The sequence below is a fragment of the Ruegeria sp. CH6 genome, from assembly GCF_056537005.1.
Genome location: NZ_JBQFQS010000009.1, coordinates 88,513 through 108,490, shown reverse-complemented (window position 1 = coordinate 108,490; position 19,978 = coordinate 88,513). Strand labels below are relative to the sequence as shown.

Sequence of the window (19,978 nt, the reverse complement as noted above, 5' to 3'; positions counted from 1 at the left end):
CCTTGCCTCTTAAGGATCGATCCAGCCGATGTTTCCGTCTTCCCGACGGTACACGACATTCAATCCGTCCTTATTCTCGTTCCGGAACACAAGTACAGGTGCACCTGCAAGTTCCATTTGCATGACAGCCTCACCCACACTCAGCGATGGAATCTTCGTTTCCATCTCAGCCACGATCATTGGCTGCAGGGATTCGGGTTCGTCGGCCGTCTCCGATTCGTCAGAGGCGAGGATATATGACGAGGCCCCGAAGAGTTCAACAGGCTCAGAACGATCCTTATGATGGTCCTTCAGCCGACGTTTGTAGCGCCGAAGCTGTGTTTCCATCTTGTCGCAGCACCCTTCGAAAGCTGCGTAGATTTCGGTTGCGTGAGCCTTGGCCTGAGCCGTCAGGCCAGTGGAAAGATGCACTGTGGTTTCGCATACATATTCATGCGCTGAACGGGAAAAGACGACGTTGGCGTCCGTTGGCCGCTGGGCATACTTGCCTACGACCTCGCCCAGCTCGGTCTGCACGTGGGTCTGCAGGGCCGCGCCGATGTCGATCTGTTTTCCGCTGATTTGGTAACGCATGTGATCTCCTTCACAATTCACACCCATTCTGACGTCACGTTACGTGACGAACTTGTTTTTATCGGGTGGGGGGTAGCGACATTTTTTGTGGTAGTCTCCGGACCTGCCCTTCGAAGAAGGGACATCGAGATCCAGACTGGAACCGAAAAAATGCCATGCACCAATTGAGCCAAGAGGCGAGGGAAGAGTCAATCAAAACAGGTGTGTATATACGCGATTTCCGCCATGCAACCGGCGCAATTCCGCGCAAGCCTATGAGATTCTGAAGTTTTCACCCAGATAAACTCGGCGCACATTCTCGTTTTCGACCACCTCATCCGGTGTGCCAGACATGAGAACCTGACCGTCATGCAGGATATAAGCGCGATCCACAATTTCCAGCGTTTCCCGCACGTTATGATCCGTAATCAGAACACCAATTCCGCGCTTTTTAAGATCAGCCACCAGATGCCGGATGTCGCCGACACTGATGGGATCAACACCGGCAAAAGGTTCATCCAAAAGCAGGTATTTAGGATCTGCAGCAAGACAGCGTGCAATTTCAACGCGACGGCGTTCACCACCAGACAAAGCCAGCGCCGGAGCACGACGCAGATGTTCGATTGAAAAGTCCGAAAGCAGTTCTTCCAGACGCTCTTTGCGCCGATGCGCATGATTGACCGTGATATCAAGAACCGCTGCAATGTTGTCTTCGACGCTCATGCCGCGAAAGATCGACATTTCCTGCGGCAGGTATCCGATTCCCATGCGGGCGCGACGGTACATCGGCAGGGTAGTCACATTCTGTCCGTCGATCGTGACGGTACCAGCTTCGGGAAAGACCAGGCCGGCCACGGAATAAAAGGTCGTTGTCTTGCCGGAGCCATTCGGCCCAAGCAGCGCGACGACTTCAGACCGGTCGAGCGTCATGGTCACGTCGCGGATTACCGTCTTTTTACGATAGGACTTGCGCAGCTTTTCAATGCGCAGACCGGATGATCCTTCAGCGACAGACAGTTTCGGCTGGTTCATCAATTCCCACCCGGTTGAAGAATTGTCTTCACGCGACCAGACATGGTTGCGGTTCCCGACGTCAGATTCGCAACCATCTCATCGCCACTGATTACGCTCGGCCCCTGCGTCAGCAACACGTTGCCTTTCATAACAATCACACCTGAATCGATGGTGTATTCGGCCCAGTCACCTTCAGCAGCGTCCGGTGGGCTGACCAGAACCACATTCTCGGTGGCCTCCATGCGTTCGATCGCAGATCGGCCTTCGTTGTAGATCACCAGCACCCGCTCTGCCGTCAGGCGCATTTCACCCTGAATAACGATGACGTCGCCGATGAATTCGGCTGAACCGTCTTCCTGGTTTACGTTGAGCGTCTCAGAGGTGACTTCGACCGGCAGTGTAGGGTCGGCCTTGGCCGAACCAAACGCAACCTGCGTTTCCTGGGCGGTCGCTGATACCGCGCCAAAGGCCAGGGCAATGCAAACTGGGACTACACGTAAATCAAACACAGGTTATCTTTCTGCTTTTTCCGGCTCATATACCAACTTAACGCCATCTGTAAAAAGAATATGGACCGGACCGTCTTTTTTTTCTGTCCCGAAGGTCATGCGACCTGCCGTAAAATTGCCGATCGGACCGGTTCCATCGACCTGACCCGGTGTGTCGCCGCGGATTTCATCAAGCGAAGTGTTCAGCAAATCAGTCGTCACCCGGATACCGTCGGTTGTGGTAATGACCACATCCCCGACAAAAGTAGCGGTCCCCTTGTCCGGACGGATCGAGCCGGTATTGGAATCCAGAGTGATTACTCCACCATTCAGTAACCCAAAGCGGCCGGTGAACTCAGTGGCTGTCGGAACATCACCATTGGTGCCCTGTGTTGCCTGAATAGCCTCGACCTGAATGTCCTCGCCCTTGCGGGTTGTTCCCCGATAGTGGGGGCGTGTCACCAACTGGTCCGCGAGGCGCGCGTCGATATCCTGCTGGGTGAAGGGCACAGAGACATTAGTCTCGATACTTCTGGACAGCAGAAAAACAGTGGACAGCAACAGGATTGCCGCCAGAGGCAGCAAAACCTTGAGGAGTTGCACCATACGTGAATAACGGTCCACCTCAGCCTCCCGTCAGCCCAAACCGACCCGCAGACAGTCATGGATGTGCAGGATGCCCTCAGCCCGACCACCAGACGCGGGATCAACAACAAACAGACATGTGATTTTCGGTTTTTGCATGGTCATCAATGCCACCGCACCTTCAGCCAGCTCGTCGGGACCGATTGTGCGGGGATCAGTTGTCATGACCTCATCGACAGTCAAATCCAGAAGCCCCTGCATATGGCGGCGAAGGTCCCCGTCAGTGACGATGCCCAACAAGCGGTCATTCTCGCCGGTCACACCAACAACACCAAACCCCTTCTGGCTCATGACCAACAGGGCTTCGCTCATCTGCGTACCAGCCGGAACGACAGGAATATCGGTGTGCATCAAATCACGCACTTTGCTGAGCTGTGCGCCCAGTTTGCCGCCCGGATGAAAATCCCGGAAATTCTCGGGCTTGAAGTCACGATACTTCATCAACGCGATGGCCAAGGCGTCGCCCATAGCCAACGTCAGTGTTGTCGATATGGATGGCACCATGCCAAACCCACAGGCCTCGCCCATCGATGGGATCAGCAGATGCACATCCGCCTGTTTCATCAATGTGCTTTCGGGCTTGCTGGACAATCCGATCAACGGAATTCCGAAACGCCGTGTAAAGGCCAGCAGATTTGCCAGTTCAGGCGCTTCTCCCGAATTCGAAATCGCGAGGACAACATCGCCCTTGGACAACATGCCCAAATCGCCATGGCTGGCCTCGGCCGGATGCACGAAATAGGCAGGCGTGCCGGTGCTGGCCAGCGTTGCAGCAATCTTGTGACCAATGTGGCCAGACTTGCCGATACCGCTGACGATGATGCGGCCCGTAGCCTGTAGGATCATCTGCACCGCTTCGGCAAAATCCTGATCGAGGCTGCCCGCAAGAGCATCAAGCGCGCGGGCCTCGTCAGTGACGACCTGCTTTGCGGTTTTCAGAAAAGACTCGTTGTCGGTCATGAGTGCGCAAAAATATCCGTTTCGGGCCAGCCAGCGAGATCAAGTTTCGCACGCATCGGCAGAAAATCAAAACAGGCTTGGGCCATCTCAGCCCGATCCTCGCGATCCAGACGTTTGTTCAACTCGTCCCGCAGGCGGTGCAGATAAAGAACGTCTGATGCGGCATATTCCAGCTGGGCATCTGTCAGTGTTTCAGCTCCCCAGTCGCTCATTTGCTGTTGTTTCGAGATGTCGATACCCAGCAATTCCTGACACAGGTTCTTCAAACCGTGACGGTCGGTATAGGTGCGTACAAGCCGGCTTGCGATCTTGGTGCAATAAACCGGGGCCGCCAACGCGCCGAACGCATGATACATCGCGGCGATGTCGAAACGTCCGAAATGAAACAATTTCAACACGTTGGGGTTTTCAAGCATGGCACAAAGGTTTGGTGCTGCAGCTTGCCCCTTTTCGACCTGAACGATGTGGCTGTTGCCATCACCGCCCGACATCTGGATCACACACAGGCGATCCCGATGCGGGTTCAGCCCCATGGTTTCACAATCGATCGCTACGACGGGACCCAGATCCAGCCCATCCGGCAGGTCATTCTTGTACAGGTGGTTGGCCACGAAAAATTCCTTTGTGCGGTATCGACCCCGAGATAGGAGGTTTGGCCCATAAACTCAACGCTCTCGGTACAAGCCCGCCGACTGAGCGTGCCCGAATTGACAATATCCCCATGGGGGGGATAAGGATAACCCATGACGAACCACACACACGAATCTCATCCACAGATCACGGCGCGTCTGAAACGTGCACATGGGCATCTGGCCAAGGTTATTGCCATGCTCGAAGATCACGCACCCTGTGCCGACATTGCGCAGCAGCTGTTTGCGGTCGAAAAAGCCATAACCAATGCCAAGCGTGTTCTGATCCATGATCATATCGATCACTGCCTCTCGCCCGAGACCAACAGTGACCGCTCCGGCATCGACGATTTCAAAACCATCACAAAGTACCTGTAACCAATGCTGAGCATTCTCAGAAATCGCACTTACCGCCATCTGTTCGCGGCACAGATTGTCGCCCTGACGGGAACCGGACTGGCCACGATTGCGCTGGGCCTGCTGGCTTATGATCTGGCCGGAAATGCTGCGGGTATGGTTCTAGGGACAGCTTTGACCATCAAAATGGTGGCTTATGTCACAATCGCCCCATTAGCGGCGGCTTTCGCAGAACAACTGGATCGACGTAAGATGTTGGTCGCGCTGGATCTTGTGCGTGCAGCGGTTGCTGTCTGCCTGCCGTTCGTCACTGAGGTCTGGCAGGTCTATGTTCTGATTTTCGTACTGCAATCGGCTTCTGCAGGATTTACCCCCGCCTTTCAGGCGACGATTCCCGATGTTCTGCCGGATGAGCAGGATTATACCAAAGCGCTGTCCCTGTCCCGCCTGGCCGTTGATATGGAAAGCCTGCTCAGCCCAATGCTGGCCGCTGCGCTGCTTTTGCTGGTCAGCTTTGACAGCCTGTTCTGGGGCACCAGCATTGGTTTTGTCGCCTCGGCGCTGCTGGTTGTATCGGTCACACTCCCCTCGCCAAAACCAAAAGAGCGTCGTGGGATATACGACCGCACGACGCGCGGCATTCGCATTTATCTGAAAACGCCGCGGCTGCGCGGTTTGCTGGCCCTCAGCTGGAGTGCTGCAGCGCTGAGTTCGATGGTCATCGTCAACACAGTCGTGATCGTGCGCACTGATCTAGGCCTCTCCGAAAGCGCCGTCGCCGTCGCACTTGCCGGATTTGGTGGAGGTTCCATGTTGGCGGCCTTTGCACTGCCCCCACTGCTGCAAAAAATCGAAGATCGCAAGGTTATGCTGACCGGTGCAGCTCTGGGAACTGCGGCGATGGCAATTGCGGCCCTGCTTGCGGCTGCAATTCCTGTTTCTTTGATGCTGCTAACGTTGATCTGGGCCTTTGTGGGCTTCGGATACTCTACAACCCTGACACCATCTGGGCGTTTGCTTACCCGCTCGGCCCATGCAGAAGATCGTCCGGCGGTGTTTGCCGCGCAGTTCACCCTGTCTCACGCCTGCTGGCTGGTGCTCTATCCGATGGCTGGGTGGCTCATGACCAGTTATGGCGCAACTGTTGCTTTGGCCTGGATGGCGACCGCCGCAGTCTTTGGGGTTCTTGGCGCGCTGATCGCGTGGCCGCGCACTGATCATGGTCCGGTCCAGCATGACCACCCCGATCTTCCAAAGGATCACCCACATGTGGCCGGTTCAGCCACCCACGAACACCCTATCATTATCGATGATCTGCACCCCAGCTATCCGCGCAAATCTTGAGCATGGGCGCCAAACTGCCATAAACCGGGTTACGCCCTGCCCGACTCGGAGCTTTCATGGATCAGCTAGACCGTCGCATCATTGCCGCCCTGCAACATAACGCGCGCGACTCGACCACCCGCATCGCCGCGACGCTTGGGGTTGCCCGAACAACCGTTCATGAGCGCATCAGCCGTATGGAAGAGCGCGGCGTGATCGCTGGCTATTCGGTAAAGCTGCGTCAGGCCGAGGATACACCAAAGGTTCAGGTCATCGTTTTGCTGGAAGTCCAGCAGAAAGAAACCACCCGCATCATCAAACGGCTTGAGGCCTACCCGGAAGTCAAGCTGTGCCTCTCGATCAATGGCGAGTTTGACCTGCTGCTGTCGGCAGAAGCGCCTCGGATCGAAGATCTGGACATTCTGGTCGACGACCTGGCCAAAATCCCAGGCGTCCTGCGCACGAATACCAGCGTCGTATTCGGTCGTCGCATCGATCGAAGCTGAGACGCGATAACCGTCTGTAAACCGATAGTTTGCTAGTTTGTTCGGGATCGATCAGAATCCCGGACCGGCAGAATGCCAGATATCAAATTCCCACTTCTCCTGATTTTCTCGCAAGCGTTGGTGGCACATGTGGCCTTTGCCATGCCAGATGCCCGAACTGGCGGGATCTGTGATCAGGCCGCCCAGCGCGCTGCACGCTCAGAAGGTGTACCACTCGAAATCCTGCAGGCGATCACCCGGGTCGAAACCGGGCGTATGCGGGATGATCATCTGCAACCCTGGCCCTGGACAATCAATCTGAACGGCAGGGGCTTCTGGTTCAACTCCGAGATCGAAGCCAAGTCCTATCTCTTTGAGGTCTTCAAATCCGGTGCGCGCAGTTTCGATGTTGGTTGCTTCCAGATCAACTACCGCTGGCATGGCAAAGCATTCCGTTCGATTGATGCGATGTTCGATCCGGATAAGAATGCAACTTATGCAGCGCGGTTCCTCAAGGAGCTTTATATCGAGCTTGGATCTTGGCCCGCCGCTGCAGGAGCCTATCACTCCCGAACACCAGAACTTGCCGATGCATATTCGGCCCGTTTTCAGACTATTCTGGCGCAATTGGATGGCACGTTGCCAACGTACGTTAGGGGCAGCAGTCGCGATCCGTTCACGGCTGCTGCTGCACCCCTGATCCCTCTTCACCCAGTGCAGTCTCAATCACAGCAGCGCCCGCTTGGGTCTTTGGTACCGACCGCCGGATCGACCTCCGCCTTTATCGCTTTCAACTAGGAGCTTTACGTGCCTCGCATCGACGCCCGTTCCCTGTTCTCGCCCACTGTTTTATTGGCACTGGCATTGATGACGATCATCGTCATGATGATTCTGCCGATGCCCGCCTGGGTTCTGGACGTTGGCCTTGCGGCCTCATTCGCGCTGGCAATCCTGATCTTTACGCTGACCTTGTTCATTGAACGGCCACTGGATTTTTCCTCCTTTCCGACGATCCTGTTGGCGTCCCTGATGCTGCGTCTGTCGTTGAATGTTTCTTCTACCAAACTGATCATAGGTCAGGGACATACCGGACCAAATGCAGCTGGCGACGTCATCGAAGGTTTTGCTCAGTTTGTCATGAGCGGCAGCATCTTTCTGGGGCTGGTTGTATTCGGCGTGCTGCTGATCGTGAATTTCATGGTCATAACCAAGGGCGCGGCCCGTATGGCCGAGGTTGGTGCCCGTTTTGCGCTGGATGGTATGCCCGGCAAACAGCTGGCCATCGACAGCGATATGTCTGCGGGGGCCATTGACCATCAACAGGCCAAGGAACGTCGGGAACGCGAGCAGCAGGAAACCACGTTCTTCGGCTCATTGGATGGCGCATCGAAATTTGTCAAAGGTGATGCAATCGCAGGACTGTTGATCACGCTGCTCAATCTGGTGATGGGGCTGGTGATGGGCGTGATCGCGCACGGAATGCCGGTCACTTCAGCCTTTGAAACCTACGCTATTCTAACAGTGGGTGACGGTCTGGTTTCTCAAATTCCGGCGGTGATTATATCAATCGCATCCGCATTGCTGCTGGCGCGAGGTGGCACCCAGGGGGCAACAGACAATGCCATCTTTTCGCAACTGGGCAAACATCCCGCTGCGCTGGGGACTGTTGCGGTCCTGATGGTGCTGTTTGCGCTGGTACCCGGTTTGCCGTTTCTGCCGTTCATCCTTGGCGCAAGCGTATTGGGATACGCTGCCTATAACGTCTATCAGAAACAGAGAACCGCTCAGGCTATGGCCGAGACCCCGTCGCCGGAAGCGGACGCGCCCGTCTCTCAGGCGATAGGTGACATTCTGGATCTGGATGATGTGCATCTGGAATTCGCACCTGATCTGGTCAGCATGGTTCTGAATCCCGGCACCGGTCTGGACGCACGTATCGCCAACATGCGCACCTATGTTGCCTCAAGTTTTGGCCTGATCCTGCCCGAGATACGCCTGACGGATCGCGCGGATCTGCCAATGGGCACTTATGTGGTCCGGGTGCAGGGAGTTGAACAGGCACGAGGAGTTCTGAATCCTGATCTTGTGTTGGCGCTGGTTCAGGATGATCTGGATCTGTTGCCGGAAGGAAATGATGTAACTGAACCGGTCTACGGCGCCCCCGCCCGCTGGATTCTGCCCAAAGACCAAGAGGCGGCAGCAATGAGCGGTGCAACCATTGTCACCCCGCCCGAGATATTGGCCACCCACCTGCTTGAGATCATCAAACAGAATTTCCCGCGTCTGCTAACCCTGAAATCGTTGCGCAAGCTTTTGTCGGAAATGACACGTCTCAGTGACCCGATCCGCGCCGAGGCCAATCGCAAACTTCTGGATGAACTTATCCCGGACAAGGTTCCAATCGATACCCTGCACGCGGTTCTGCGACTGCTGCTTGAGGAGAGGGTGTCCATACGAAACATGGCGCTGATTCTGGAAAGCATCGCCGAAGCCCGCCTGACTGCAACGCAACCCGAAGCAATCTGTGAATTGGTGAGGCAACGACTGGGCTTTCAGTTGGTGTCTGACATGAAGCGCGAAGATGGATCGATCCCCCTGATCCAGCTGGCCCCGGAATGGGAGGATACATTTGCCAGTTATCAGATCGATGCGCCAAATGCCGGGCTGGACGTAGCCCTGCCGCCGAACCTGTTTAACAAACTCGCAGATGGCGTTGTTAGCAGCGTCGCTCAATCGGCTGACAACGGGCTGTTTCCTGCGCTGGTGACGTCGACCCGACGCCGAAGATTGCTACGCACTATCATGCACGCTCGGGGTGTTTCAAACCCGGTCCTCTCATTTGAAGAGATCGGCCTCGAAGCGCGACCCGCCCTGGTTGGAACCGTTCCTGCATGATCGCCATACCACCTGAGTTACTTGCGCATTTGGGCGAAGGTTTATGGCAGATGTTTGCCGTTTTTCTGCGCGTCTCGGCTCTGGTTTCGCTCCTGCCGACATTTGGCGAACGAAGCATCCCTGTGCGCGTCAAACTCGGCATCGCTGCGGCTTTTACCATTATCGTTGCGCCTGCTCTGCAGACCCCAGAGATCGCGCCTGCATTTTGGTCCATGATCACTTTGATCGGGAGCGAGATATTGACCGGTCTGGCATTAGGCATGGGTTTGCGGCTGTTCGTTCTGGCCCTGCAAACCGCCGGCTCCATTGCAGCTCAGGCAACATCTCTGTCCCAGATCCTTGGTGGGGCGGCAGTCGAACCCGTACCAGCCATGGGATATCTGTTGACGATCGCGGGACTGGCGCTGGCAGCTTTGCTGGGTATACATATTCGCGCAGCTCAGTTCCTGATCCATAGCTATACGCTGTTCCCCATGGGCACAGTGCTACCTGCACCCGATCTGTCTGGTTGGGGAGTGATGCAAGTTTCGCGCAGCTTCGGACTGGCCTTTGCTCTGGCAACACCATTTGTCATCGCTTCGCTGATCTACAATCTTGCGCTCGGCGTGATTAACCGGGCCATGCCACAACTCATGGTCGCCTTTGTCGGTGCTCCAGCAATTACGTTCGCGGGACTGTTTTTGCTGTTTGCCGGAACACCGCTGATCCTTTCAGTCTGGTCCCATGCCTTGTTCGACTTTTTGGGCAACCCAATAGGTGTTCCATGAGCGATGCAGACGACGACAGCGACAAGTCATTCGAACCCACCCCGCAAAAGCTGCAGAAAGCCCGCGAAAAGGGTGAGGTTGCCAAATCCAATGACCTGTCTGTTGTTGCCAGCTATGCTGGATTGCTGATTGCCCTGCTGACCGCCGGATCATATGCAGCCCAGGAATTGGGCACGGTGTTTGTGGTCTTAATTGATCAATCGCATCAAATATCATCGCTCATCACGACGGGTCCTGCAGCAGGGCCCGTCGCTGGACTGTTGTCGGCGGCTCTGCTTCCGGTTTCGGTGTTGTTCGCCCTACCGGCCACCGCAGTTTTACTAAGCCTGATCGCACAGCGCGCCCTGATCTTCGCGCCGAGCAAACTCAAACCACGTCTGTCCCGCATATCAATCACCTCGAATGCCAAAAACAAATTTGGACGCGGCGGTCTTTTCGAATTCACCAAGAGTTTCGTCAAACTGCTTATCTACGGCACCTGCCTGACGCTTTTTCTTCGATCCAACCTTACGGACATATTGTCTGCCTCTGCCGCACCGGCAAAATCCTCGATCCTGCTGATGATGAACCTGCTGTTCCGGTTCTTATTCATTGTGATTGCAGTCGCTCTGATTATCGGTGTGGTAGATTATCTATGGCAATACTCGGAACACATGCGGAAGAACCGTATGTCCCGAAAAGAGCTTCAGGATGAATCCAAGGATGCCGAAGGTGATCCGCATATGAAGCAACAACGACGCCAACGAGCCCAGGACATCGCGACGAACCAGATGATGGCCGATGTGCCAAAGGCCGATGTGATTATCGTCAATCCAATTCACTACGCGGTCGCGCTGAAATGGTCACGAGCAACTGGGTCTGCGCCTGTTTGTGTAGCCAAGGGCGTAGACGAAGTCGCGGCATCGATACGTGCTGTGGCCGGAGAAGCGGGTGTTCCGATCCATTCCGATCCCCCTACCGCGCGGGCGATACACGCGACCGTCGAGATCGGGCAAGAGATCGCGGAGGAGCACTATCGCCCAGTCGCTGCCGCCATTCGGTTTGCCGAAGCGATGCGTAAACGGGCCAAAGGTCAAATCAGATGACACAGGTGCACATCACGAACCTTGCAGCCGTGACGGATGCTGCGTTTCAGAGAGAATATCAGAAGCTTCGACCGCTTTTCGAAGCCGAAGCTCACATACAGAAACAGCTCTCGAATCTAGACGCTCAGGTAGCAGAGGTGCGCGCAGGCAGCTCTGACACTGATGGTTACCGGGTCACAGGAACTGATGTTCTTTGGGGTAGTTGGGAGTCCGCCACACGGCGGCAGCTCAATATGGAGTTGGCCCGAATCCGTTCCCAAAAAATTACAGCAATGGAGGAACTAAAACTGGCGTTTGGTAAGAAGCAGGCGGTTGCCAGCCTTTCCCAGCGGCTTCGAAAGAAACACCAGAGCCTGCAACAGAGGGCTCTATTGGAGCAACTGGACCTCTGAAATCTGCAGTCGGCGCATTATGATAATCCGCCAACTATAGTTTCATGTGTCCTGCCGACTAACACTCATGATCAGAACACGTGACACGTCATCGCCCAAGTCCTTTTGCGCGACTTCCAGCAAGGATTTTCGCAGAACAGACAGATTGTCCGAATGGGTGAAATTGCCGTCAAACCCGCCCGTATTTGCATGATCAAACAGCACCTGCAGAAAGCTGTCCCGCAATTTTGGTTCCACGGCATAAAACGCTTCGGAAATACCCGGACGAGTTTCCAGGCTGACCGACATTGTCACAAGAGCCGATATCTCTTCGCTGTTCACCACCGGGACAACAAACTGCTTGGTAAGCTTTAGATACTCAAAATCCTCAGTCTTTGACTTTTCCATCGATTTTTTGGGGTCGGAATCCAGCTTTTTGGCGTTGGACTTATCTTCGCCCTTGGCCTCTTTGTACTCTGAATCTTGTGACCCTTTTTCAGCATCGGCTTTCTGAGCAGGCGTTAAAAACACTCCGACCCCAACACCAACGGCCAAACCAACCAGAAGGAAAGCTACGGGAACTAGTTTCTTGATCACATCAGCACCTTAGAACGGCAACACGGTATCAAGTATCTGCTGCCCATAGCGCGGTTGCTGGACATCTGTGATCTGTCCACGACCGCCATAGGACACCCGGGCAGACGCGATCTTGTCATAGGTGATTTCATTTTGACGCGAGATGTCCTCGGGCCGGACGTAACCCGAGACCAACAACTCCCTAAGCTCGAAATTCACTCGCAACTCCTGCGATCCGGCGATCGACAGGACCCCATTGGGCAGTACATCAATCACAGTGGCTGCCACTCGGAGCGTCAGCTTTTCTTTGCGTTTGACTGATCCCTTGCCCTTGCTGACCGAAGCAGAATCAATCGAAACCGCCTCGTCCAGTGATGCCCCGTTTGGTAACTGATCAGCCGCACGTTGCGGCAAACCAAACAGCTCAGGTACAGCGAGGCTTTCTGACCCGGTGCGCGACCGGTTTGTATCATTCGTGATCTCAGCCTTTTCATCCAACTCGATCACGACCGTCATGATGTCCCCTTTTTTGATTGCCCTCTGATCACCAAGGAGCGAGTGTTGCCCCCCACTCCAAAGCGATGACCGGTCGACTGTACGCTGAGGTTGCGTGTGCAATGGCAGCCCGGGCCAGAGCATTGCAACATGTTCGGGTGAATCCGTGTTCGGCGTCAGGCTGGGGGGTTTGCCAAGGTGATCCAGACGACCACAAGCAGAGACAGCTAGCACGGCGCATATCGTAAGTTTGGTAAATCTCATTTTCAGTTAACCTCAATTTGCCCGTCAGGCCGAATGCGACCTGTGATTGTAGTTCGGGATGAAAGATTCATGACCCGGATACGATCGCCCACTGCGCCGCGACCAAGGGCGCGACCTTCGGCCGTGATCGATAGCGCCGCCCGGCCAAAAACAAGAGTGACCAGATCGTTGCGATCCACGATTGCTGGCGGACCGACATCCGCTGCCCGAATGGGCCGACCGGGATACAAAGCAATCCGGGCCTCCTTCCCTACCAAGATGCCCGGATCCGCCACCGCCCCCTCTACATCTATTGATTTGATTTCCAGATCAGACGCCAAAATCACTTCCTTGGCGCGAATGGTACGGACCGAGACGACTATGTCAGCGTGAGCCATCATCGGTACAAGAAGCAGAGCTATCAGGAACAGGATTCGCATCATCTTACCTGCGTTGTGGCACCCATCATCTGGTCGACGGCTGAAATGATCTTTGAGTTCATTTCGTAACCGCGCTGCGCTTCGATCAGCTCTGTCAATTCGCGCACAGCATCAACGGAACTGCCTTCCAGGTAACCCTGTCGCAACGTACCCAACCCGTCCTCACCCGGAGTACCGACCACCGGCGCACCGGATGCCTCGGTCTCTTTGAACAGATTGCTGCCGACCGCCTCCAGACCCTTGGCGTTCGAGAAACTGGCCAGTGTCAGCTCGCCCAACAGCTGTCCTTCAGCGGCGTCGGCGAAATATGCGTAGACCTCACCCGAGGCATTGATCGAGATGGATCGGGCGTCATCCGGAATCGTGATTTCCGGTGCAACAGCATATCCATCGGACGTCACGATCAACCCCTCAGCTGATCGTTTCAGACTGCCATCGCGGGTATATCCGGGCTGCCCATTGGGCATACTGACCTCCAGATATCCACGGCCTTCGATCGCAATGTCCAGATCGCTCCCGGTCGCGGTCAGCGCACCCTGAGCCAGCTGTACCGTTACCGCAGCAGGCCGGACGCCAAGCCCCAATTGAATGCCCGTCGGCAAAACCGTCCCGTCGTTGGCGTTGACAGTTCCGGCTCGGGACATCTGCTGATAGTGCAGATCTGCAAATTCAGCGCGCCGGGCGTTGTAGCCTGTGGTGCTCATATTCGCGAGGTTGTTCGAGATGGTTTCGACCTGCATCTGCTGCGCGGTCATGCCGGTCGCGGCAATTTTCAAGGCACGCATATGGTGTACTCCTGTGTTTTCTGATCAGCGCATCAGGGCCTTGAATGCTCCCCGAACCCGGTCGTCTTCGGATTTCAGAAAGCTCTGCCCCAGTTCGTAGGCGCGCTGTATTTCGACGAGGCGGGTCACTTGCTCGATGGCGTTGACGTTCGATCCTTCGAGGAACCGGTGAAGAACGACCGGCTGCTCGACAGGCTCCACATCACCCTGCGGCCGAAACAGGGTGCTGCCTTCACGCACCAGTTCGTTGAGATTGGCCACTTGGTACACACCGATTTGGCCCAACAACTGGCCGTCCACACTCAACGTCCCATCGCTGCCGACATCGATTGATGCCGCATCAGGTGGAATGAAAACCGGGGCTCCATTGCTGTCCAGCACACGGTGACCGTCCATTGTCACCAGATCGCCCTCGGCGTTCGGGGAAAAGCTGCCGGCCCGCGACAGGCGGTTCCCAGAGGGTGTTTCGATCATGAAGAAACCATCTCCTTCGATCGCGAAATCGAATTGTCCGCCGGTCTCGGTCAAAACGCCCTGCTGAAACGAAGTATTGCGCGCCTCTGCTCGGCTCATGGACAGTGAGGGGTTATCGGGCATGTCCCGGATAAATTCCGAGAAAACCAGCCCCTGCTGCCGGTAACCGGTCGTATTTGCGTTGGCGATGTTGTTCGCCACCAGCCGCATTTCATTCATGAGACCCGATTGTCGGGACAAGGTGACATAGGCGGTGTCCATCAGCGCCCTCCTGCGATGAGTGGGATGATTGTCGATGTGAAGAAAGTGACGAGGGTCTGGGTCATGAAGCCCATCGAAATCCAGAACACGATCACGATGGCGATCAGCTTTGGCACGAAGGTCAGTGTCATTTCCTGAACTGAGGTCAGAGCCTGAAACAGACCCACGACCAATCCCGAGACCAGTGCGACCGCCAGGATCGGGACCGACGTTATAACCGCAACCCACAACGCCTGGCGCACGATGTCATAGAACAGACCCTCGCTCAGCATTGATCAGACCGGCATCCTCAGGATTTCCTGATAGGCCTCGACCACTTTGTTGCGGACTATGACGGCTGTTTCGACTGCCAGTTCCGTCTGCGCCAAGGCCTGCACCAGCGCATGCGGATCTGCCTGACCCACCATAGAAGACTGTGCGACTTGTTCGCCGTGCTTCAATGTTGCTGCAAAATCCTGAAACGTGGATCGCAGTCCCTGCGCGATGTCGCCGTGATCGGGGTCGGCCTGTGTAGCGGGGCGCGCAAATGCATAGCTTTGCGCGGCATTCAGTGATCGGATATCCATTCTGGCTTTCCTTTATTTACGTAACAGATCCATCAGACTCGCCGACATCTGACGGGTCTGGTCGAACATCTTGAGATTGGCTTCGTAGCTGCGCTGCGCCTCGCGTGCGTCCGCGATCTCGATCATCAGATCGACATTCGAACCACGATAATGGCCGGTATCATCTGCCATCGGATGGCTGGGGTCATAGATGCGGCTCAGGTCCCGGCGATCGAGTTTGACGCGCCCAGCCTGCACCAACTGCTTGCCATCCTGATCAATCGCTTCGAAGGGGACCGTCTTGCGGCGGTACCCGGGCGTATCGGCGTTAGAGATGTTTTCGGACACGTGCCGCAACCTTGCGGCTTGTGCACGCAAGGCACTGGCCGAAGCACTGAGGGAATGCGAAAAATCACTCATGATCTACCCCTCAGGCCCGGCCAAGACTGGTGCGCAGAACGCCGATGGATGAACGGTATATGGCCAGGGCGCGATCATGTTGCCGTTTGACCTCGACCGCCTTCAGCATCTCTGCCTCCAACGAAACGCCGTTGCCGTTGGGATCAGACGATGCCTTCGCCGTGTGTTCGGCCCATGTTTGTCCGACCAGGCCACCACCGTGCAGATGGCTGGGCCGGGTTGCGGCCATTGCGGTTTCGCGACCGGAGTTTTCAAAAGCTGTCTGAAAGGCCTCGATATCGCGTGGCTGGTAGCCCGGCGTATCCGCATTAGCCATGTTGCGTGAGATGACAGCCTGCCGTTGCCCTGCATGGGTTGCCATAGCGTACGCTGTTTTAAAGACGTTCAGGTCATAGAACATCGGGGCTTCTCCCTCGATCGATTTCAACCAAGGCTTAACTCCGATTCCTTTAGAAACCGTTTTCAACAAACGTTGGAGAATCCACGATGACCGATCTCGACCCGATACTTCTGAAACATGAGTTCGACAGAATGACAGCTGTCCGACATGTCGGGCTCGTTTCAGGCGTTGCGAACGGAGTGATCGAGGTCGCTGGCCTGAACAAGCAGGCCCGAACAGGAGATCGCCTGACATTGCAGCGGCGTGAGGGACCAGATCTTTCTGGCGAAGTTCTCCACGTCGCTTCCGACCAAATTCATATGCTGCCGGGCGCCGCACCCGATGGGGTCAGCCTCGGTGACCGGGTTTGTCTGGAGCAATCACCAGCCTTCGCCCCGGGACTGCACTGGCTGGGCCGGGTGATCGACCCGTTTGGTAAGCCACTGGACGGAAAACCGCTGCTGGCCGGGGTGCACAGTCGCGACATCATGCAATCACCACCACCTGCTGTCGCGCGTAAACCACTTGGAGAACGGATGGCGACCGGACTGGCAATACTCAACACGGTTCTTCCAATTGTTCAGGGTCAGCGAGTCGGATTGTTTGCGGGATCGGGCGTTGGAAAATCTTCGTTACTGGCAGCGCTGGCCCGCTCGATGCAGGCAGATGCGGTGGTTATCGCGCTGGTGGGCGAGCGTGGGCGCGAAATCAACGAATTTGTAGGTTCTGCTCTGGGGCCTGACGCGATGAAGCGGTCAGTTGTCGTCGCGGCCACATCCGATCAGTCGGCTTTGGCGCGCAGACGTTGTGCCTGGTCAGCGATGTCTGTCGCAGAGTTTCTGCGCGATCAGGGGCTGAATGTTCTGTTCCTGGCAGACTCGGTTACCCGATTCGCTGAAGCCCACCGTGAAATCGCAGTCGCAATGGGCGAATCCCCTTCTCTGCGCGGATACCCCCCATCCGTAACCCCTCTGATCGCCAACCTGTGTGAGCGCGCCGGACCCGGAACGTCGGACCAGGGTGATATCACAGCTGTCTTCAGTGTTCTGGTCGCCGGGTCGGACATGGATGAACCAGTCGCCGATATTCTGCGCGGCGTGCTGGATGGGCATGTCGTCCTCAGCCGCGAAATAGCGGAGCGTGGCCGATTCCCCGCAATCGATCTCAGTCGGTCAGTCTCGCGCAGTCTGCCAAGGGCAGCCACTGATGAGGAGAACCAACTCATCTCGGAAACGCGAAAACTTGTCGGCAGCTACGAACAGTCCGAGGTTATGATCAAGGCAGGTCTCTATGCCGAAGGCGCCGACCCGCTGTTGGACCAGGCTGTTCGGGTCCATGAAGAACTGGATGGTTTTTTCGCAAAGACCGATCCGGATGGTATAAATAACAGCTTTAATCGGCTGGCTCTGATCCTGCGGCGCGCCACAGCAGGTCTTCCCAGATAGGGATCGGCTCAAATCCAGACAGTTTTAAGTGTTAAGTCCACCTTAAGACCTGCGCTGCTACCTCGGAAGCGGGTGATAAAAAAGGTGGTGGAGATGGGTGCGCAATCCAATGCGGCGCCAATCATCATCAAGAAGAAACGTGTGTCCGGTGGCGATGGTCACCATGGTGGCGCGTGGAAAGTCGCATATGCCGACTTTGTCACGGCCATGATGGCGTTCTTCATGTTGATGTGGCTGTTGAACGCAACGACTGAAAAACAACGCAAGGGGCTGGCGGACTATTTCTCGCCGACGATCCCGGTCAATCCGGTTTCAGGCGGAGGTGACGGGGCCTTTGGCGGCAACAACATGTTCTCTGAGAAGACTATGGTCATGGATGGCTCGGGCGCGAGCAATCGCAATCCGACCGAGGCCAAACAGGCACGCGGGTCTACTGGCGTTGATGCCAAAGGGGGCGGCAAAGGCGCATTCGAAGATTTCTCTTCGCTTGAGGCGCAATTGCTGGGTCGTACGGGCGAAAGCTTGGTGTCAGATAAGGTTCTCAAGCACATAGTTACGCGCGTCACTGATGAAGGGCTGGTCGTGGAGCTGTTCGATACCGACGATCAACCGCTGTTCGAATCGGGAACGGATGATCCTACCGACATGATGCGGGCGCTGGCTCTATTGGTTGCCCGATCCTCGGATCTTGTGACCAACGCGGTCGCCGTGGATGGGCATGTTCGTTCATCCCCGATCGTTTTGGCGCGTAATCCGGTATGGGATCTGTCCACATCACGGGCACAGGTCGTGCGTCAGCTGCTGCAGGATAAAGGCGTTGATACAGAACGATTAAACCGCGTCACGGGCCATGCGGATCGAAAACTCGTGGCTGAGAATCCCATGGCAACCCGAAACAACAGGATCGAAATCATCTTCCTGCGGAACATTTAGTCGATCAGGATAGGGCGCATTTTACATGTTAGCGCGGTGTTAAGGGCTGGCACGTTACCAGTTGCTGCGACGATTGACGCAACAGAAGGGCGTGCCGATGACAATTTCCTCTTCGCTGAATGCTGGTGTGGCGGCTCTGAAAGCCAACGCCAACAGGTTGGCCACCATTTCCGATAACATCGCCAACTCATCGACATTTGGCTACAAGCGGGTCGAGACGGATTTCCACTCGATGGTCAATTCCGGTCAGGGCGGCGCCTATTCGGCCGGGGGAGTTCGGGCCACCAGCCAGCGTCTGATAGATCAACGTGGCTCGCTGATTACCACCAACAATTCAACGGATCTGGCCGTACGCGGGCGCGGGATGCTCCCGGTTATGTCCAGCTCTCAGATCGGTTCAAGTTCCAAAGAAATGTTGCTGACGACCACAGGCTCGTTCCGCGCCAATTCCGAAGGGTATCTGGTGACTGAATCCGGGCTAGTGCTGCTTGGCTGGCCTGCGGCCCCAGACGGATCGTTCCCAAGTGTCCCGCGTGACACTCCGGCAGCGTTGGAGCCCGTTCAGTTCAGCCGCAACAAACTCTCAGGCTCTCCGACGACCAAGATGGATCTGCGCTTCAACCTGCCCGCAACAGCAACTGATGCGGGTGCACCAGGTGACAACCAACCTTTGTCAGTCGAGTATTTTGACAATCTTGGTAAGTCAGAAAGTGTAAACATTGAGCTGAGCCCAACTGTCCCTGCAACCGGGTCGAGCAACGAATGGACCATGACCCTTCGCGATTCAGCATCGGGCGGGACGATCATCGGAGAATACACGTTGACCTTCACCGACAGCCGCACGGCGGGGGGAACACTGGCAAGCGTTACCACGGTGTCCGGTGGTGCATATGATCCAGCCACCGGCAGTCTCGTCGTGAATGTGGATGGCGGGCCGATGGAGATCAATATTGGTCAGATCGGTGATTCCAACGGCATCACCCAACTGTCGGACACTTTTGCCCCGGTATCCATCACCCGTGACGGCTCTGCCGTGGGAACGATGACAAGCGTGAAGGTCGACGAAAGCGGCTATGTTTATGCGCTTTATGACACAGGCGAAAGCCGACGCATGTTCCAGATCCCGCTTGCGGACGTGCCCAATCCCAACGGCCTGAACGCCCTGGACAGCCAGACATATTCCCCATCGCGGGACAGCGGCAAATTCTTCCTGTGGGACGCTGGCAAAGGCCCGACCGGAGACCTTGTTTCATTTGCACGCGAGGAATCGACGACCGACGTGGCAACTGAACTGACATCGATGATCCAGACACAGCGCGCCTATTCTTCGAGCGCCAAAGTCATACAGACAGTCGATGAAATGCTGCAGGAAACCACCAACATCAAACGCTGATCAGCTTAGCGATCAACC

26 protein-coding genes are annotated in these 19,978 nt (G+C 55.9%); 11 read left to right on the top strand and 15 right to left on the bottom strand.

From position 1 onward, the window contains the following. Positions 1–9 precede the first annotated feature (9 nt). The 6 genes from hpf to ACR0CW_RS16905 all read right to left on the bottom strand — a co-directional run bounded on the left by hpf (position 10) and on the right by ACR0CW_RS16905 (position 4,270). Positions 10–573, bottom strand: a complete 564-nt coding sequence (gene hpf, locus ACR0CW_RS16930) for a ribosome hibernation-promoting factor, HPF/YfiA family (RefSeq protein ID WP_039541074.1) — start codon at positions 571–573, stop codon at positions 10–12. Between the two features lie 252 nt (positions 574–825). Continuing rightward, on the bottom strand, positions 826–1,584 hold the full coding sequence (lptB, locus tag ACR0CW_RS16925; RefSeq protein WP_155146694.1) for an LPS export ABC transporter ATP-binding protein: 759 nt from the start codon (positions 1,582–1,584) through the stop codon (positions 826–828). Beyond that, entirely contained in the window at positions 1,584–2,075 is a 492-nt protein-coding gene (locus ACR0CW_RS16920; RefSeq protein WP_480788683.1) for an LptA/OstA family protein, read from the bottom strand. The genes lptB and ACR0CW_RS16920 overlap by 1 nt, the downstream gene beginning before the upstream one ends. Before the next feature lie 3 nt (positions 2,076–2,078). Continuing rightward, complete coding sequence (gene lptC / locus ACR0CW_RS16915) at positions 2,079–2,678, bottom strand: LPS export ABC transporter periplasmic protein LptC (RefSeq protein ID WP_170336666.1); 600 nt, start codon at positions 2,676–2,678, stop codon at positions 2,079–2,081. Positions 2,679–2,690: 12 nt separating this feature from the next. Continuing rightward, on the bottom strand, positions 2,691–3,659 hold the full coding sequence (locus tag ACR0CW_RS16910) for a KpsF/GutQ family sugar-phosphate isomerase (RefSeq protein WP_480788682.1): 969 nt from the start codon (positions 3,657–3,659) through the stop codon (positions 2,691–2,693). Then, positions 3,656–4,270: a ribonuclease D gene (locus ACR0CW_RS16905; protein WP_368669799.1), complete on the bottom strand. Its 615-nt coding sequence runs from the start codon at positions 4,268–4,270 to the stop codon at positions 3,656–3,658. Before ACR0CW_RS16905 ends, ACR0CW_RS16910 begins: the two co-directional genes overlap by 4 nt. A 132-nt stretch (positions 4,271–4,402) precedes the next feature. Here ACR0CW_RS16905 and ACR0CW_RS16900 point away from each other — a divergent pair, with 132 nt between their 5' ends. The 8 genes from ACR0CW_RS16900 to ACR0CW_RS16865 all read left to right on the top strand — a co-directional run bounded on the left by ACR0CW_RS16900 (position 4,403) and on the right by ACR0CW_RS16865 (position 11,592). Then, entirely contained in the window at positions 4,403–4,666 is a 264-nt protein-coding gene (locus ACR0CW_RS16900; protein WP_155146697.1) for a metal-sensing transcriptional repressor, read from the top strand. 3 nt (positions 4,667–4,669) lie between these two features. Beyond that, complete coding sequence (locus ACR0CW_RS16895; RefSeq protein ID WP_480788681.1) at positions 4,670–5,989, top strand: MFS transporter; 1,320 nt, start codon at positions 4,670–4,672, stop codon at positions 5,987–5,989. Between the two features lie 56 nt (positions 5,990–6,045). Continuing rightward, on the top strand, positions 6,046–6,474 hold the full coding sequence (locus ACR0CW_RS16890; RefSeq protein ID WP_155146700.1) for an Lrp/AsnC family transcriptional regulator: 429 nt from the start codon (positions 6,046–6,048) through the stop codon (positions 6,472–6,474). Positions 6,475–6,546: 72 nt separating this feature from the next. Continuing rightward, positions 6,547–7,251 carry a lytic transglycosylase domain-containing protein gene (locus tag ACR0CW_RS16885; protein WP_480788680.1) on the top strand — a complete coding sequence of 235 codons (705 nt, stop codon included), beginning with the start codon at positions 6,547–6,549 and terminating at the stop codon, positions 7,249–7,251. Positions 7,252–7,320: 69 nt separating this feature from the next. Further along, positions 7,321–9,348, top strand: coding sequence for a flagellar biosynthesis protein FlhA (flhA, locus tag ACR0CW_RS16880; protein WP_480788726.1), 2,028 nt, complete (start codon positions 7,321–7,323; stop codon positions 9,346–9,348). Continuing rightward, positions 9,345–10,115, top strand: coding sequence for a flagellar biosynthetic protein FliR (locus tag ACR0CW_RS16875; protein ID WP_480788679.1), 771 nt, complete (start codon positions 9,345–9,347; stop codon positions 10,113–10,115). The genes flhA and ACR0CW_RS16875 overlap by 4 nt, the downstream gene beginning before the upstream one ends. Beyond that, positions 10,112–11,200, top strand: a complete 1,089-nt coding sequence (gene flhB, locus ACR0CW_RS16870; RefSeq protein ID WP_480788678.1) for a flagellar type III secretion system protein FlhB — start codon at positions 10,112–10,114, stop codon at positions 11,198–11,200. Before ACR0CW_RS16875 ends, flhB begins: the two co-directional genes overlap by 4 nt. Further along, a complete protein-coding gene (locus ACR0CW_RS16865; RefSeq protein ID WP_480788677.1) occupies positions 11,197–11,592 on the top strand; it encodes a hypothetical protein in 396 nt (131 codons plus the stop codon). The genes flhB and ACR0CW_RS16865 overlap by 4 nt, the downstream gene beginning before the upstream one ends. Positions 11,593–11,634: 42 nt before the next feature. Here the strand turns inward: ACR0CW_RS16865 and ACR0CW_RS16860 are convergent, their stop codons facing one another. Genes ACR0CW_RS16860 through ACR0CW_RS16820 form a run of 9 tightly spaced genes read right to left on the bottom strand, consistent with a single transcriptional unit; the run spans position 11,635 to position 16,210 of the window. Continuing rightward, a complete protein-coding gene (locus tag ACR0CW_RS16860) occupies positions 11,635–12,168 on the bottom strand; it encodes a flagellar basal body-associated protein FliL (RefSeq protein ID WP_170336650.1) in 534 nt (177 codons plus the stop codon). Positions 12,169–12,177: 9 nt separating this feature from the next. Continuing rightward, on the bottom strand, positions 12,178–12,906 hold the full coding sequence (gene flgH, locus ACR0CW_RS16855; protein ID WP_155146708.1) for a flagellar basal body L-ring protein FlgH: 729 nt from the start codon (positions 12,904–12,906) through the stop codon (positions 12,178–12,180). A 2-nt stretch (positions 12,907–12,908) separates the two neighbouring features. Then, the gene (flgA, locus tag ACR0CW_RS16850) at positions 12,909–13,325 is read right to left on the bottom strand and encodes a flagellar basal body P-ring formation chaperone FlgA (protein WP_480788676.1); all 417 of its coding nucleotides are present in this window, start codon (positions 13,323–13,325) and stop codon (positions 12,909–12,911) included. Next, on the bottom strand, positions 13,325–14,110 hold the full coding sequence (gene flgG / locus ACR0CW_RS16845; RefSeq protein WP_480788675.1) for a flagellar basal-body rod protein FlgG: 786 nt from the start codon (positions 14,108–14,110) through the stop codon (positions 13,325–13,327). The genes flgA and flgG overlap by 1 nt, the downstream gene beginning before the upstream one ends. Positions 14,111–14,134: 24 nt before the next feature. Continuing rightward, positions 14,135–14,845, bottom strand: coding sequence for a flagellar hook-basal body complex protein (locus tag ACR0CW_RS16840; RefSeq protein WP_480788674.1), 711 nt, complete (start codon positions 14,843–14,845; stop codon positions 14,135–14,137). After that, positions 14,845–15,117: a flagellar biosynthetic protein FliQ gene (locus tag ACR0CW_RS16835; protein ID WP_155146712.1), complete on the bottom strand. Its 273-nt coding sequence runs from the start codon at positions 15,115–15,117 to the stop codon at positions 14,845–14,847. The genes ACR0CW_RS16840 and ACR0CW_RS16835 overlap by 1 nt, the downstream gene beginning before the upstream one ends. A gap of 3 nt (positions 15,118–15,120) precedes the next feature. Continuing rightward, positions 15,121–15,411 (bottom strand): flagellar hook-basal body complex protein FliE, encoded by a 291-nt coding sequence (gene fliE / locus ACR0CW_RS16830; RefSeq protein WP_480788673.1) that lies wholly within the window; start codon positions 15,409–15,411, stop codon positions 15,121–15,123. 12 nt (positions 15,412–15,423) lie between these two features. Continuing rightward, positions 15,424–15,810, bottom strand: coding sequence for a flagellar basal body rod protein FlgC (gene flgC, locus ACR0CW_RS16825; RefSeq protein ID WP_170336642.1), 387 nt, complete (start codon positions 15,808–15,810; stop codon positions 15,424–15,426). A 10-nt stretch (positions 15,811–15,820) separates the two neighbouring features. Then, the gene (locus tag ACR0CW_RS16820; RefSeq protein WP_480788672.1) at positions 15,821–16,210 is read right to left on the bottom strand and encodes a FlgB family protein; all 390 of its coding nucleotides are present in this window, start codon (positions 16,208–16,210) and stop codon (positions 15,821–15,823) included. A gap of 86 nt (positions 16,211–16,296) precedes the next feature. Here ACR0CW_RS16820 and ACR0CW_RS16815 point away from each other — a divergent pair, with 86 nt between their 5' ends. The 3 genes from ACR0CW_RS16815 (at position 16,297) to ACR0CW_RS16805 (ending at position 19,960) form a co-directional block, all read left to right on the top strand. Beyond that, positions 16,297–17,634, top strand: a complete 1,338-nt coding sequence (locus ACR0CW_RS16815; protein ID WP_480788671.1) for a FliI/YscN family ATPase — start codon at positions 16,297–16,299, stop codon at positions 17,632–17,634. A 93-nt stretch (positions 17,635–17,727) separates the two neighbouring features. Then, positions 17,728–18,567, top strand: coding sequence for a flagellar motor protein MotB (locus ACR0CW_RS16810; RefSeq protein ID WP_480788670.1), 840 nt, complete (start codon positions 17,728–17,730; stop codon positions 18,565–18,567). A gap of 97 nt (positions 18,568–18,664) precedes the next feature. Continuing rightward, positions 18,665–19,960, top strand: a complete 1,296-nt coding sequence (locus tag ACR0CW_RS16805) for a flagellar hook protein FlgE (RefSeq protein ID WP_480788669.1) — start codon at positions 18,665–18,667, stop codon at positions 19,958–19,960. The last annotated feature ends 18 nt before the right edge of the window (positions 19,961–19,978 follow it).

What these genes read in the sequence shown, in the direction of transcription:
- hpf (WP_039541074.1), bottom strand. Translation starts at nt 573, where the DNA reads ATGCGTTACCAAATCAGCGGAAAACAGATCGACATCGGCGCGGCCCTG.
- lptB (WP_155146694.1), bottom strand. Translation starts at nt 1,584, where the DNA reads ATGAACCAGCCGAAACTGTCTGTCGCTGAAGGATCATCCGGTCTGCGC.
- ACR0CW_RS16910 (WP_480788682.1), bottom strand. Translation starts at nt 3,659, where the DNA reads ATGACCGACAACGAGTCTTTTCTGAAAACCGCAAAGCAGGTCGTCACT.
- ACR0CW_RS16900 (WP_155146697.1), top strand. Translation starts at nt 4,403, where the DNA reads ATGACGAACCACACACACGAATCTCATCCACAGATCACGGCGCGTCTG.
- ACR0CW_RS16895 (WP_480788681.1), top strand. Translation starts at nt 4,670, where the DNA reads ATGCTGAGCATTCTCAGAAATCGCACTTACCGCCATCTGTTCGCGGCA.
- ACR0CW_RS16890 (WP_155146700.1), top strand. Translation starts at nt 6,046, where the DNA reads ATGGATCAGCTAGACCGTCGCATCATTGCCGCCCTGCAACATAACGCG.
- ACR0CW_RS16885 (WP_480788680.1), top strand. Translation starts at nt 6,547, where the DNA reads ATGCCAGATATCAAATTCCCACTTCTCCTGATTTTCTCGCAAGCGTTG.
- flhA (WP_480788726.1), top strand. Translation starts at nt 7,321, where the DNA reads ATGACGATCATCGTCATGATGATTCTGCCGATGCCCGCCTGGGTTCTG.
- ACR0CW_RS16875 (WP_480788679.1), top strand. Translation starts at nt 9,345, where the DNA reads ATGATCGCCATACCACCTGAGTTACTTGCGCATTTGGGCGAAGGTTTA.
- flhB (WP_480788678.1), top strand. Translation starts at nt 10,112, where the DNA reads ATGAGCGATGCAGACGACGACAGCGACAAGTCATTCGAACCCACCCCG.
- ACR0CW_RS16865 (WP_480788677.1), top strand. Translation starts at nt 11,197, where the DNA reads ATGACACAGGTGCACATCACGAACCTTGCAGCCGTGACGGATGCTGCG.
- flgH (WP_155146708.1), bottom strand. Translation starts at nt 12,906, where the DNA reads ATGAGATTTACCAAACTTACGATATGCGCCGTGCTAGCTGTCTCTGCT.
- flgA (WP_480788676.1), bottom strand. Translation starts at nt 13,325, where the DNA reads ATGCGAATCCTGTTCCTGATAGCTCTGCTTCTTGTACCGATGATGGCT.
- flgG (WP_480788675.1), bottom strand. Translation starts at nt 14,110, where the DNA reads ATGCGTGCCTTGAAAATTGCCGCGACCGGCATGACCGCGCAGCAGATG.
- ACR0CW_RS16840 (WP_480788674.1), bottom strand. Translation starts at nt 14,845, where the DNA reads ATGGACACCGCCTATGTCACCTTGTCCCGACAATCGGGTCTCATGAAT.
- ACR0CW_RS16835 (WP_155146712.1), bottom strand. Translation starts at nt 15,117, where the DNA reads ATGCTGAGCGAGGGTCTGTTCTATGACATCGTGCGCCAGGCGTTGTGG.
- fliE (WP_480788673.1), bottom strand. Translation starts at nt 15,411, where the DNA reads ATGGATATCCGATCACTGAATGCCGCGCAAAGCTATGCATTTGCGCGC.
- flgC (WP_170336642.1), bottom strand. Translation starts at nt 15,810, where the DNA reads ATGAGTGATTTTTCGCATTCCCTCAGTGCTTCGGCCAGTGCCTTGCGT.
- ACR0CW_RS16820 (WP_480788672.1), bottom strand. Translation starts at nt 16,210, where the DNA reads ATGTTCTATGACCTGAACGTCTTTAAAACAGCGTACGCTATGGCAACC.
- ACR0CW_RS16815 (WP_480788671.1), top strand. Translation starts at nt 16,297, where the DNA reads ATGACCGATCTCGACCCGATACTTCTGAAACATGAGTTCGACAGAATG.
- ACR0CW_RS16810 (WP_480788670.1), top strand. Translation starts at nt 17,728, where the DNA reads ATGGGTGCGCAATCCAATGCGGCGCCAATCATCATCAAGAAGAAACGT.
- ACR0CW_RS16805 (WP_480788669.1), top strand. Translation starts at nt 18,665, where the DNA reads ATGACAATTTCCTCTTCGCTGAATGCTGGTGTGGCGGCTCTGAAAGCC.